Raw genomic sequence first — 14499 nt, 5'->3', positions numbered from 1 at the left:
ACCCGCTGCTGCGACGGACCGTTCGGCGCCGTCAGCCCATTACTCGCACCGTCCTGGTTCACCGCCGAACCCCGCACCACCGCCAGCACCCGATGCCCCAGCCGACGCGCGTCCGACAACCGCTCCACCAGGAGCATCCCGACACCCTCACCCCAGCCCGTACCGTCCGCACCCTCCGCGAACGCCCGGCACCGCCCGTCCACCGACAACCCACGCTGCTGCGAGAACTCCACGAAGGTGTTGGGGGTGGACATGACGGTGACGCCGCCGGCGAGGGCGAGGTCGCACTCGCCGGCGCGCAGTGCCTGGGCGGCGAGGTGCAGGGAGACGAGAGAGGACGAGCAGGCCGTGTCCACGGTCACCGCCGGGCCTTCGAGGCCCAGCGCGTAGGAGATCCGGCCGGAGACGACGCTGCCCGAGGTGCCGGTGCCGCCGAAGCCGCCGCTGTCGTCGGTGGCGGCGGTGCGGTCGGTGCCGTAGTCGTGGTACATGGCGCCGACGAAGACGCCGGTCCGGGAACCACGCAGACCCGACGCCGGCACACCCGCCCGCTCCAACGCCTCCCACGACGTCTCCAACAGCAAACGCTGCTGCGGATCCATCGCCACCGCCTCACGCGGCGAAATACCGAAGAACCCCGCGTCGAACTCCCCCGCACCATGCAGGAACCCACCCTCACGCACATACGTACGCCCAGGCCGACCCGGCTCCGGATCGAACAACCCCTCCACATCCCAGCCCCGGTCCACCGGGAACCCCGACACCGCGTCCCCACCCGACACCACCAGATCCCACAAACCCTCCGGCGAACCCACCCCACCCGGGAACCGGCACGCCATCCCCACGATCGCGATGGGTTCGGTGCCGCGCTCCTCGGCGCGGCGGAGCTTCTCCTGGGTCTCGTGCAGTTCGGCCATGGCGCGGCGCAGGTAGTCGCGGAGCCGGCCCTCGTTGCCGGCGGCGTCCTTGTGAGTGTCGTTGGCGGACACAGCTCTCCCCTGAAGGTGTGGTTGCCGAGGCTTCAGACGGCGCGGAAACCGCTGTCGAGCAGCTCGAACAGTTCGTCGTCGGAGGCGGATTGGAGTAGTTCGGTGACGTTGCCGGAGGCGTCGGTGCCCGGTTCCGGTCCGGCGGGGGCGGTGTCGCCGCCCTGGTCGTCGAGCCGGGTGAGCAGGTCCCGCAGCCGCTCGGCGACCGTGTGCCGGGCACGGTCGTCCAGGGTGTCGGCCTGGTCCACGGCCCGGGTCAGCGTTTCGACCAGGGTGAGGACCGCGGTGTCGGCGCCGGGCAGTTCGCCGTCGATGTGCTCGGCGAGGGCCTGTGGTGTCGGGTGGTCGAAGACGAGGGTCGGGGTCAGGCGCAGGCCGGTCTCGGCGGTGAGCCGGTTGCGCAGTTCCACGGCGGTCAGGGAGTCGAAGCCGGCCTCCTTGAAGCTGCGGCCGGCCGGGATGCCGGCCGCGTCGGCGTGGCCGAGGACCGCGGCCACCTCGGTCCTGACGAGGTCGAGGACGAGGGCGGCGCGTTCGGCGCGTGGCAGGTCGGTGACGCGCTCGGCGAGGGTGGGCGTGCCGGGCGCGGAGGCGGATACGTCGGCGGTGCGGGCCGCCGTGGGGCGCGGGGTGCCGGTGGCGTCGCGCAGCACGGCGGGTACGTCGGTGCCGGCGCGGCCCGCCCGCAGGCGCAGCGGCAGCAGGACCGGCGCGTCGGTGCGCAGGGCGGCGTCGAACAGGGTGAGGCCTTCGTCGCGGGTGAGCGGTACGAGCCCGGTGCGGCGCAGCCGGACGGCGTCGGTGCCGTCGAGGGCCGCGGCCATGCCGTCGCCGGCCCAGGGGCCCCAGGCCAGCGAGAGGGCGGGCAGGCCCTGGGCGCGCCGCCAGGAGGCGAAGGCGTCCAGGTGGGCGTTGGCCGCGGCGTAACCGGCCTGTCCGGCGCTGCCGAGGAGTCCGGCGGCCGAGGAGAAGAGCACGAAGGCGTCGAGGCCGAGGTCCTTGGTGAGGTCGTGCAGGATCCGTGCGGCGTCGGCCTTGGGCCGCAGGACGGCGTCGACGCGCTCCGGGGTCTGGGCGGTCAGCACTCCGTCGTCGAGTACGCCCGCGGTGTGGATCACGGCGGTGAGCGGGTGGGCGGCGGGGATGTGCGCGAGGAGGTCGGCGAGCCGTTCACGGTCGGCGGCGTCGCCGGCCGCCACGGTGACCTCGGCGCCCGAGGCGGTGAGGTCGGCGACGAGTTCGCGGGCGCCGGGTGCCTCGGTGCCCCGGCGGCTGACGAGCAGCAGCCGACGCACGTCGTGGGCGGTGACCAGGTGCCTGGCGACGGCGGCGCCGAGGCCGCTGGTGCCGCCGGTCACCATGACGGTGCCCGCGGGGTTCAGGCGGGTGGCGGTCGCGGTGGTCGTGGCGCGGGTGGTGGCCGGGGTGTGCGCGGTTCCGGCGCGCAGGGCGAGCTGGGCGTCGGGTCCGGCGGCGACGAGGGCGGCGGCCAGGGCGCGGTGGGAGGCGTCGGTGGCGTCGGTGTCCACCAGGGCGAAGCGGCCGGGGTGTTCGGTCTGCGCGGTGCGCAGCAGGCCCCAGGCGGCCGCGGCGGCGGGGTCGGTGACGGGCCCGGCGGTGTCGGTGGCTCCTCGGGTGAGCACGGTGAGGCGGGCGGTGGCGAGGTGCCCTGCGGCCAGCCAGCGCTGCGCCAGTTCCAGGGCCAGGTGCGCGGCCCGGTGCGGGTCGTCGGTCACGGGCAGGGCGGTCAGGACCTGGGGCGCGGTGGCGCCGTCGGCCGGTATGTCGTGCGGGTCGTCCGCGGTGTGCACGGTGGCGCCGGCGGCGGTGAGGCCGGCGGCGAGCCCGGCGGCGAGCCCGGTGTCGGTGTCGGTGTCGGTGTCGGTGTCGCCCAGCAGGTACCAGGTGCCGGGGTCCGGTTCCGGCCCTAGGGGCAGCGCGGTCCAGGTGGGCCGGAGCAGCGGGGCCGGTGCGGTCGCCGCGGCGGCCGCCAGGACACGGTCGGCGGGGAGTTCCCGCAGGGCCAGGCCGCGGGTGGTCAGGACGGGCCGGCCGGTGGGGTCGGCGGCGGCGACGGTGACCGCGTCGGGGCCGGCCGGGGCGATGCGTACGCGCAGCGCGTCGGCGCCCCGGGCGTGCAGGTCGGTTCCGGTCCAGGCGAACGGGACGAGACCGTGGGCGTCCGGCCGGCCGGCGGTCACGGCGTGCAGCGCGGCGTCCAGCAGGGCGGGGTGCAGTCCGTAGCGGTGGGCGTCCGCGGCCTGCGCGGCGGGCAGGGCGGCCTCGGCGTACACCGTGTCCCCGAGCTTCCAGGCGGCGGTCAGTCCCTGGAAGGCGGGGCCGTAGCCGACGCCCGCGGCGGCGAACCGGGCGTGCTCCTCGTCGAGTGGTACGGGCTGGGCGTCGGGCGGCGGCCAGGTTCCGGCCAGCGCGGTGAACGGCTCCTCGTCCAGTGGTCCGGCGGGTTCGGTGCGCCCGGTGGCGTGGGTGGTCCAGTCGGCGCCGGGGGTGAGCGGCGCCGAGTGCACGGTCACCGGACGGGAGCCGTCGGCGTCCTGGGCGCCGAGACTCACCCGCAGCCGTACGGCGGTGTCGTCGGGCAGGACCAGGGGCCTGTCGAAGGTGAGTTCGGCGATGCGCCGGCCGTCGCCCGCGGCGGTGAGGGCGAGTTCGAGCAGGGCGGTGCCGGGGACGACGGTCCGGCCGGCCAGGGTGTGGTCGGCGAGCCACGGGTGGGTCCGGGTGGACAGGGTAGCCGTCCACACTCCGCCCTGTTCGTCGGCCAGTTCGACGGTTGCGGCGAGCAGCGGGTGGCCGGCGTCGTCGAGTCCGGCGGTGGCCAGCGGGGCGGCGCCGGCGGGTGCGTCGAGCCAGTACCGGGTGCGTTCGAAGGGGTAGGTGGGGAGCGTCGCGGCGAGTTCCGCCGCGGGGCCGGGCTCCGGCTCGGGGGCCGGCGGCACGGGCAGGCCGTGGGCGTGGGCGGTGGCGAGCGCCCGGTCCAGGGTGGCGCCCTCGGGGTGGTCGCGGCGCAGTACGGGCACGGTGAGCACGTCGGTGCCGGACGGGTCGTCGCCGGTGCCGTCGGTGTCGAGGATGGTGCGGGTCATGGCGGTGAGGACGGCGTCGGGGCCGAGTTCCACGAACGTGTCGGTGCCGGCGGCGCGCAGGGCGCGCAGTCCGTCGAGGAACCGTACGGGCCGGCGGGCGTGCCGGATCCAGTGGTCGGGGTCGCGCAGGGTCTCCGCGTCCGCGAGGGCGCCGGTCAGGTTGGACACGACGGGGATCACGGGCGCGTTGAGGGTGAGGCCGCGGACGACGGTCTCGAACTCGGGGAGCATGGCGTCCATGTGCGGGGAGTGGAAGGCGTGGGAGACCTTCAGGCGCTTGACGGACCGGCCGAGGCCGGCGAAGTGCGCGGTGAGTTCGTCGACGGCGCCCGCGTCGCCGGCGACGACGACGGCGGTGGGCCCGTTGACGGCGGCGAGGTCGAGTTCGTGTTCGCGGCCCGCCAGCAGCGGCAGTACCTCCTCGGCACTCGCCTGGAGCGCGGCCATCGCGCCCCCGCCGGGCAGTTCGCCCATGAGCCGGCCCCGGGCCGCGACCAGGCGGGCGGCGTCCTCCAGTGACAGGACGCCGGCGACGTGCGCGGCGGTGATCTCGCCGACCGAGTGGCCGGTGACGGTGTCCGCGCGCAGGCCTCGCGAGGTGAGCAGGGCGTACAGGGCGGTGCCGAGGGCGAACAGGGCGGGCTGGGTGTACTCGGTGCGGTCCAGCAGGGCGGCGTCGGCCGAGCCGGGTTCGGCGAACATCACCTCGCGCAGGGGGCGCTCCAGGTGGGGGGCGAAGGCGTCGGCGGCTTCGTCGAGGGCGCGGGCGAACTCCGTTCGGGTGGCGTGGAGTTCGCGGCCGGTGCCGGGGCGCTGGCTGCCCTGGCCGGTGAAGAGGAACGCGGTGCGGCGGCCGTCGGCGGCGCGTCCGGTGACGAGACCGGGGGCGCCGCGCCCGGCGGCGAGGGCGGCGAGCCCGTCGGTCAGCTCGGTGGCGCCGGTACCGAGCACGACGGCCCGCTCCGGGAACGCGGTGCGCCGGTGGGCGAGTACGCCGGCCAGCAGCCCGGTGTCGGTGCCGGCTCCGTCGGCGCCGAGGTGGCCCAGCAGCCTGCGGGCCTGCTCCCGCAGCGCGGCCGCGGACCGGGCGGACACCGTCCAGCCGGTGCCGGGCGCGGAGGGTGCGAGCGTGGGGGCGGCGGGGTCGGGCGGGGTGTCGGCGGAATCCGGCGTGGTGGTGGAATCCGGCGTGGTGGTGGCGGAGTCGGTGTCGGCCGACGCGGACGCGCCCGGGGGCGTCGGGAGGGTGGTGGGGGCCTGTTCCAGGATCAGGTGGGCGTTGGTGCCGCTCGCGCCGAAGGCGGAGACGGCGGCCCGGCGCGGTTCCCCGGGGCGGTCCGGCCACGCGGTGTTCTCGTGCAGCAGGCGCACCGCGCCCGCCGACCAGTCGATGCGGGTGGAGGGCACGTCCGCGTGCAGGGTCCGGGGCAGCAGCCCATGGCGCAGGGCCAGGACCGTCTTGACGACGCCGGCGACTCCGGCCGCCGCCTGGGCGTGGCCGATGTTGGACTTGAGCGAGCCGAGCCACAGCGGCCGGTCGGCGGTGTGGGCCTGCCCGTACGTGGCGAGCAGGGCCTCCGCCTCGACGGGGTCGCCCAGGCTGGTGCCGGTGCCGTGGGCCTCGACGGCGTCGACCTGGTCGGCGGTGAGGCGGGCGTCGTGCAGCGCGGCCCGGATGACGGCCTGCTGGGCGGGTCCGTTGGGGGCAGTCAGGCCGTTGCCGGCGCCGTCCTGGCCGACGGCGGAGCCGCGGACGACGGCGAGGACGGTGCGGCCCTCGCGGCGCGCGTCGCTCAACCGCTGGAGCAGCAGCAGCCCGGCGCCCTCGGCGAACGCGGTGCCGTCGGCCGAGTCGGAGAACGCCTTGCACCGGCCGTCGGCGGCCAGTCCCCGCTGGCGGGAGAAGTCGATGAACATCGTCGGCGTGGCCAGTACGGTCACCCCGCCCGCGAGCGCCAGGTCGCACTCGCCGGCCCGCAGCGCCTGTGCGGCGAGGTGCACCGCGACCAGGGAGGAGGAGCAGGCGGTGTCGACGGTGACGGCGGGGCCGCGCAGCCCGAACGTGTAGGACAGCCGCCCGGACGCGACGCTCCCGGCGCTGCCGTTGACGAGGTAGCCCTCCAGTCCCTCGGGGAGGCGGGCGCCCGGGGTGTGCGGGACGCGGGCGCCGTAGTCGTCGTACATGACGCCCGCGTACACCCCCGTCCGGCTGCCGTGTACGGCCTCGCGGGTGAGGCCGGCGCGTTCGAAGGTCTCCCAGGCGGTCTCCAGGAGCAGCCGCTGCTGGGGGTCCATGGCGAGGGCCTCGCGGGGCGAGATGCCGAAGAACTCCGGGTCGAATTCGGCGCAGTCGTGCAGGAAGCCGCCTTCGCGGGCGTAGCTGGTGCCGTGGGCGTCGGGGTCGGCGTCGTAGAGGGCCGGCAGGTCCCAGCCGCGGTCCTCGGGCAGGCCGGAGACGGCGTCGGTGCCGGACGTGAGGAGCCGCCACAGGGCGTCGGGGGTGTCGGCGCCGCCGGGCAGCCTGCAGCTCATGGAGACGATGGCGATGGGCTCGCGGGCGGCTTCCGCCGCCTCCTCGGCGGTCTTCAGCCGGGCGCGGGTGGCGACGAGTTCGGCGGTGACCCGCTTGAGGTAGTCGCGGGTCCTGGCCGTGTTGTCGGTGCTGTCGGTGCGTGCCGTCGTCACAGCGTCTCCTCGATGAAGGCGAACAGTTCCTCGTCGTCGACGTCCGCCAGGTCTTCCGGGGCGGCCACGAGCGGCTCGGGACCGGCCGCGCCCGCCGGGCCGCCGGCGGGGCCGAGCGCGGTCACGAGCGCGGCCAGGCGGCGGTGCACCGTCTCGCGGCGGATGTCGTCCGCCGCGAGCGCGGCGACGGCCGCCTCCAGCGTCTCCAGTCCGGCGAGGGCGGCCTGTCCCGCCTCCCGGACGCCGCCCGCGGCCGCCGCCAGTTCGGCGCCGATGTGGGCGGTGATCGCGTGGGGCGTGGGCTGGTCGAAGACCACGGCGGCGGCCAGCCGGAGCCCGGTCGCGGCGCCCAGGCGGTTGCGGAGTTCGACCGCGGTGAGGGAGTCGAAGCCGATGTCCCGGAAGGCGCGGCCCGGGTCGACGGCGTCGGGCCCGTCGAGGCCGAGGACGGCCGCGACCTCCGCCCGGACGAGGGTGAGCAGTTCCCGCTGCCGGGCGATCTCGTCGAGTCCGGCCAGGCGCCGGGCGAGTTCCTCGCGTCCGGTCCCGGCCGGCCGCGCCGCCGTGTCGCCGGCCGCCTGTGCGCGGGGGGCGGACGGTGCGGGGACGAGTCCGCGCAGCAGGGCGGGCGTCCGGGTCCCGGGTGCGCGCAGGGCGTTGGTGTCCAGACGCAGCGGGACGAGCAGGGACTGGTCGCCGGGCCGGTCCAGGGCCTGGTCGAAGAAGGCCAGTCCCTGGGCGTTGGTCATGGGGGCGACGCCGGAGCGGCGCATGCGCCGCAGATCGGTCTCGGAGAGGTGGCCGGTCATTCCGCTGGCCTCTCCCCACAGCCCCCAGGCCAGGGCGGTGGCGGGCAGGCCGGTGGCCCGGCGGTGGGCGGCCAGGGCGTCCAGGAAGGTGTTGGCCGCCGCGTAGTTGGCCTGCCCGGGCCGCCCGAGGAGGCCCGCGGCGCCCGAGAAGAGCACGAACGCCGACAGCGGCAGGTCCGCGGTCAGCTCGTGCAGGTGCAGTGCCGCGTCGGCCTTGGGCCGCAGTACGGTGTCCAGCCGCCCGGCGTCGAGCGCGGTGACGGGGCCGTCGTCGAGCACACCCGCCGCGTGGACGACGGCGGTCAGCGGGTGCGCGGCGTCCACGCCGGCGAGCAGGGCTTGCAGCGCGGGTCGGTCCGCGGTGTCGCAGGCGGCGATCCTCACCCGCGCGCCGAGGCCGGTCAGGTCCCGGCTCAGCTCCCTGGCCCCGGCGGCGTCGGCACCGCTGCGGCTGACGAGCAGCAGGTGGCGGACACCGTGCGCGGTGACCAGGTGCCGGGCGAGCAGCGCACCGAGGGTGCCGGTCGCACCGGTGACCAGGACGGTGCCCTCGGGGTCGAGGGCCGGTCCGGTGGCCGGCGACGCGTCGGCGCCGCGGGGCTCCTCGTGCCGGACGAGTCCGGGGACCCGTATCTCGCCGTCGCGCAGCGCCAGTTGTTCCTCATCGGTACCGAGTGCGGCGGCCAGGGCAGTGGCCGAGGCGTCCGTGCCGTCGGTGTCGGCGAGCACGAACCGGCCGGGGTGCTCGGTCTGCGCGGAGCGTACGAGGCCCCACAGCCCGGCCCCGGCCAGACCGGGCAGTTCCTCGGCGGGCGCGGCGGCCACCGCGCCCTCGGTGAGCAGGACCAGCCGGACCCGCTCCGTGACCGCGTCCTCGTCCCCGCTCAGCCAGTCCTGGAGCAGGGCGAGTCCTCGTGCGGTCTGCTCACGCACCCGCTCGGGGGTGGCCGACTGCGGCGGGAAGGCCGCGACGACGGCGTCGGGCAGCGGGGACGTACCGGAGGACACCGCGGCCCGCAGGGCCGCCAGGTCCGCGTACGTCTCCACCTCGGCGGCCGACGAACGGGCCCGCGCACCGGCGGTGCCGGATCCGATGAAGGCGAGCCGGCGCACGGGCCGCGCCGAACCGGCGGTTCCGCGCCAGCCGACCCGGTACAGGGGAAGCCGGTCACCGGCGGCCCCGAGGAGCGCTTCCAGCCTGCCCCGCTCCACCGGGCGCATGACGAGGGCGGCCAGGTCCAGCACCGGCGCACCGGCGGGGTCGACCGCCGTCAGGGACACCTCTCCGGTGCCCGTCCGGGCGATGCGCACCCGCAGGGTGTCCGCGCCCGCGGCGTGCAGGGTGACGCCCTGCCAGGCGAAGGGCAGCAGCAGCGCACCGTCCGGCACGTCGAGCAGTCCGCCCGCGAGCCACGGCTGGAGCGCCGCGTCGAGCAGCGCCGGGTGCACGCCGTAGCGGGCCGCGTCGGACCGCGCCCGGTCCGGCAGTCCGATCTCCGCGAAGACCTCGCCCTCCCGGTGCCACAGGGTCTGGACGCCGGAGAACACCTCGCCGTACTCGTAGCCCAGCTCCGTGAACCGCGCGTACACGTCCTCGGCGGTCAGCCGCTCGCACCCGGCCGGCGGCCAGGCCGCGCCCGCCCAGTCGGCCACCGGAGCCGTGGGGGCGGCCGCGCCGAGCACACCGCCGGCGTGCCGGGTCCAGGCGCTCTCGGAGCCGTCGGCGGTCTCGGTACGGGAGTGGATGGTCATACTCCGCCGACCGGTCCCGTCGGCCGCCTCCACCCTCACCTGCACCTGCACAGCGGTCCGTTCGGTGAGCGTGAGCGGTGCCTCCAGTCCCAGTTCCTCCACGCCGCCGCAGCCGGTCGCGGCGGCCGCCCGCAGGGCCAGCTCGACGAAGGCCGTGCCGGGCAGCAGGGTCCGCCCGAGAACGGCGTGGTCCGTGATCCACGGGTGGTCGGCGAGGGAGACACGGCCGGCGAGCACCACCTCACCGCTCTCGGCGAGCGGCAGCGCACCGCCGAGCAGCGGGTGCGTCTCCCAGCGCATCCCGAACCGGGCGGCCGCGGCGTCCCCCGTACCGGCGGGTGAGGTCGGGGCCCAGTAGTGCTGGTGCTGGAAGGGGTAGGTGGGCAGATCGACCCGCTGGGCACCGGTGCCTTCGAAGAGGGGCGCCCAGTCCACGGGCGTGCCGTGCACGAACAGTTCGGCGGCCGAGGTCAGGAAACGGGCCAGCCCGCCGTCGTCCCGGCGCAGGGAACCCACGGCGACGACATCGGCCGTCTCCTGGATCCCCATCGTGAGCACCGGGTGCGCGCTGGACTCCACGAACGTCCCGAAGCCGTCGTCGACCAGGAGCCGGACGGTCTCCTCGAAGCGGACGGTGTGGCGGAGGTTGCGGTACCAGTAGCCCGCGTCGAGGGTCGTGGTGTCCGCGGGGGCGGCATCGACGGTCGAGTAGAACGGGATCCGCGAAGCGGTCGGGGTGATCGGGGCGAGTACGGCGTGGAGTTCGGCCTCGATCCGCTCCACGTGTGCGGAATGCGAGGCGTAGTCCACGGGGACCTGACGGGCCCGGACCTCGTCGGCCTGGCAGGCGGCGACGAACTCCACGATCGCGTCGGCGTCACCGGCGACCACGGTGCTCGACGGGCCGTTGACCGCGGCGACGTCCAGGCGTCCCTCCCAACCCACGAGTCGTGCTTCGACGTCCGTGCGCGGCAGGGAGATCGACGCCATACCGCCCAGGCCGGCCAGCTCACGGCCGATGACCTGAGCCCGAAGCGCCACCACCCGGGCAGCGTCCTCCAGCGACAACGCACCACTGACCGCAGCCGCCGCGATCTCACCCTGCGAATGACCCACCACCGCATCCGGCACGGCACCCAAAGAGCGCCACAGCTCGGCCAGCGAGACCATGACCGCCCAGGTGACCGGCTGGATCACCTCCACCCGCTCCAGAGCAGCCCCCGACCGCAGCACCTCAACCGGATCGAAGTCCACGAACGGCGCCAACGCCGCCGCGCACTCCCCCAGCCGCGCCGCGAACACCGGCGAGGAATCCAGCAGTTCTCGGCCCATCCCCGCCCACTGCGTCCCCTGACCCGGGAACACCAGCACCGTTCGGCCGGACGAGTCCGAGGCAACGCCCTCCACCGTGACGTCGCCGATCCGGACCTGCCGGTGTGCGAACACCGACCGGCCCGTGGCCAGGCTGAAAGCCACGTCGAGCGGCCGCAGGTCGGCGGCCGACTCCAGCCGGGCGTCGAGGCGTTCGGTCTGCTGGTGCAGAGCCTTGGCCGAACGCGCCGTGAGGACCAGCGGAACGACCGGCAGTTCCCGCGCGGCCGGCCGCGCGCCGGTCTCGGCGGCGGGAGCCTGCTCCAGGATCACGTGCGCGTTGGTGCCGCTCACGCCGAAGGCGGAGACTCCCGCGCGGCGAGGGCGGCCCACCTCGGGCCACTCACGCTGTTCGGTCAGCAGCTCCACCGCGCCGGCGGACCAGTCCACCCGCGACGACGGCTCGTCCACGTGCAGCGTCTTGGGCAGCACGCCGCGCTCCAGGGCCATCACCATCTTGATGACCCCGCCCACACCCGCGGCTGCCTGCGGATGGCCGATGTTCGACTTCAGGGAGCCGAGCCACAGGGGGCGTTCGGCCTCCTTCCGCTGTCCGTACGTCGCCAGCAGTGCCTGCGCCTCGATCGGGTCGCCCAGCCGCGTCCCCGTGCCGTGCGCCTCCACCACGTCCACGTCGTCGTAGCCGAGACCCGCGTTGGTGAGGGCCTGGACGATGACGCGTTCCTGGGAGGGGCCGTTGGGTGCGGTCAGGCCGTTGCTGGCGCCGTCCTGGTTGACGGCGGAGCCGCGGACGACGGCCAGGACGGGGTGCCCGTTGCGCACGGCGTCGGACATCCGCTCGACGAGAAGGATGCCGGCGCCCTCGCCCCAGCTCGTGCCGTCCGCCGCGTCCGCGAACGCCCTGCTGCGGCCGTCGGCCGAGAGGCCGCGCTGCCGGGAGAACTCCACGAACAGTCCCGGCGCGGCCATCACGGTGACACCGCCCGCGAGAGCGAGGTCGCACTCCCCCGCGCGCAGTGCCTGCACGGCCTGGTGCAGGGCCACCAGGGAGGAGGAGCAGGCGGTGTCGAGGGAGACCGAGGGGCCTTCCAGACCGAGGACGTAGGAGATGCGTCCGGAGACGACGCTGGCGGACTTGCCGGTGAGCAGGTAGCCCTCGTGCTCCTCGTCGGCCTCGTGCAGCCGGGAGGCGTACTCCTGGTGGGTGAGGCCCGCGAACACGCCCGTACGGGAGCCGCGCAGGGTGCGCGGGTCGATGCCGGCGCGCTCCAGGGCCTCCCAGGAGGTCTCCAGCAGCAGCCGCTGCTGGGGGTCCATCACGAGGGCCTCGCGGGGCGAGATGCCGAAGAACTCGGCGTCGAAAGCGGCGGCCTCGTGCAGGAAGCCGCCCTCGCGGACGTAGGTGTGGCCGCGGGGCAGGTTCTCGGGGTCCGGGACGAAGATCTCGTCCAGGTTCCAGCCGCGGTCGACGGGAGCGGCGCCGATGACGTCGCGTCCGGCGTTGACCAGGTCCCACAGCGCTTCGGGGGTGGCGGCGTCGCCCGGGTAGCGGCAGGCCATGGAGACGATGACGACCGGATCCGTCTCGTCGGCGGACGGGTAAGGCGCGGGTCGGGCGGGGAGCGGCGCGGCGGACGCGGTGTCGCCGAGCAGCCTGCCGAGGAGGTGCTCGGCGAGCACGGCGGGGCTGGGCCGGTCGAACACCACGGTCGCGGGCAGGGTGAGTCCGGTGGCGGCGTTGAGGCGGTTGCGCAGTTCCAGAGCGGTCAGCGAGTCGAATCCGGCGTCCTTGAAGGAGCGGTCGGCGAGGACCGCCTCGGTGCCGGGGTGCCGCAGCACGGTGGCCGCCTCGGCACGCACCAGCTCGACCAGGAGGCGGATGCGCTCCGGGTCGGGGAGGGGGGCCAGCCGTGCCGCCAGTCCGTCGGAGGGCCCGGCGGCGGACGGCTCCGTTCCGCGTCCCCGGGCCTCCAGGGCGCGACGTGCCTCGGGCACGGTGGTGAAGCCGGGGGCGGGCCGCAGGGCGCCGGTCCGGGGTGCGAAGTCGTCCCAGTCGACGTCGACGACGGTGACGCAGACGTCGCCGTGGTCCAGGGCGCGGTGCAGTGCCTCGATGCCCTTGTCCGGGTCCATGGGCCGGATGCCCCGGCGGTTCAGGCTCTCCTCGCCGGCGCCCTCGGCCATGCCGCCGCCGCCCCACAGGCCCCAGGCGATGGAGGTGGCGGGCAGTCCCTGGGCGCGGCGCTGCTCGGCCAGGACGTCGAGGGAGGCGTTGGCGGCGGCGTAGGCGGCCTGTCCGCCGTTGCCCCAGGTTCCGGTGACGGAGGAGAACAGCACGAAGGCGTCCAGGTCCGTCCCTCCTGCGGAGGTCAGCTCGTGCAGGTGCCGGGCGGCGTCGGCCTTGGGGGCGCGGACGTCGCGCAGGTCTTGGGCGGTGACGGTGCCGATCAAGCCGTCGGCGAGGACGCCGGCGGTGTGGAAGACGGCGGTGGGCGGGTGCCGGTCCAGCAGTGCGGCGAGCGCGTCCCGGTCGGCCACGTCGCAGGCGGCGACCGTCACCTCCACGCCCAGCGCGCGGAGTTCGGCGGCGAGTTCCGAGGCGCCGGGGGCGTCGGGGCCGCGCCGGCTGGTCAGCACCAGGTGCTCGGCCCCCTCGCGGGCCGCCCAGCGGGCGACCTGGGCACCGAGGGCACCGGTGCCGCCGGTGACCAGGACGGTGCCGCGCGGACTGTAGGGGCTGCGGACGGGCGCGGTGGCGGCCCGGCTGATGCGGCGGCCGTAGGTCCCGGAGGCCCGTACGGCGATCTGGTCTTCGCCGTCGCGGCCGGTCAGCGCGGCGACGACGCGCTGCCAGGCGCGCGCGTCGGGCTGGGCGGGCAGGTCGATCACACCGCCCCACAGGGCCGGGAGTTCGAGGGCGGCGACCCGGGCGAACGCCCAGATCTGGGCCCCGGAGTCCTCCGCGACCTCGCCCGGCACGACGGCCACGGCTTCGCGGGTGGCCGCCCAGAGCCGGGCCCCGGTCTCCGTGTCCGCGGCGGCCTGCACGAGGGCCACGGTTGCGAGGACGGCGGCCTGAGTACGGTCGAGGGAGAGCAGGGACAGGATGCCGGTGAGGTCGCCGTGGGCCGCCAGCCGCGCGGCCAGCTCCCCCCGCTCGACGCTCCCCGCGTCCACCACCAGCCGCTCGACCCGCGCACCCGCACCGGCCAGCGCGGCCTCGGCCCCGTCACTCTCCACACCCTCCGGCACCACGACCAGCCAACGCCCGCCGAGCGCGCCGATCACGTCACCGGCCAGCCCCTGCCACGACACCCGGTAGCGCCACGCGTCGCTCTCCGCGGCTGCGGTGGGGGCGGCAACGGAGACCAGGGGCTCGTGCCAGTAGTGCTGGTGCTGGAAGGGGTAGGTGGGCAGGTCGACCCGCTGGGCGCCGGTGCCCTCGAAGAGGGGCGCCCAGTCGACGGACGTGCCGTGCACGAACAGTTCGGCCGCCGAGGTCAGGAAACGGGCCAGCCCGCCCTCGTCACGGCGCAGGGAGCCCACGGCCGTCACGTCTGCCGTCTCCTGCACACCCATCGTCAGCACCGGGTGCGCGCTGGACTCGACGAACGTCCCGTAGCCCTTCGAGGTCAGCAGACGCACGGTCTCCTCGAACCGGACGGTGTGGCGGAGGTTGCGGTACCAGTAGCCCGCGTCGAGGGTCGTGGTGTCCGCGGGGGCGGCGTCGACGGTCGAGAAGAACGGGATGTGTGAGGCAAGCGGCGTGATCGGGGCGAGTACGGCGTGGAGTTCGGCTTCGATGCGCTCCACGTGTGCGGAGTG

3 protein-coding genes are annotated in these 14499 nt (G+C 75.6%); all 3 read right to left on the bottom strand.

Annotation, left to right across the window (positions count from 1 at the left end; all coding sequences use genetic code 11):
- A partial coding sequence (locus tag IE108_RS34280; protein ID WP_308433832.1) for a beta-ketoacyl synthase N-terminal-like domain-containing protein occupies positions 1 to 989 on the bottom strand: 989 nt, incomplete at its 3' end.
- A 32-nt stretch (positions 990 to 1021) separates the two neighbouring features.
- Positions 1022 to 6781, bottom strand: coding sequence for a type I polyketide synthase (locus IE108_RS34275; RefSeq protein WP_064732233.1), 5760 nt, complete (start codon positions 6779 to 6781; stop codon positions 1022 to 1024).
- Positions 6778 to 14499: type I polyketide synthase (locus tag IE108_RS35190; RefSeq protein WP_189397836.1), on the bottom strand; the 7722-nt coding region annotated here is incomplete at its 5' end. The genes IE108_RS35190 and IE108_RS34275, both read right to left, overlap by 4 nt.

Origin of the sequence: Streptomyces parvulus, assembly GCF_014648855.1 — a bacterium.
Classification (GTDB): domain Bacteria; phylum Actinomycetota; class Actinomycetes; order Streptomycetales; family Streptomycetaceae; genus Streptomyces; species Streptomyces parvulus.
This window is presented reverse-complemented; position numbering and strand designations above follow the sequence as displayed.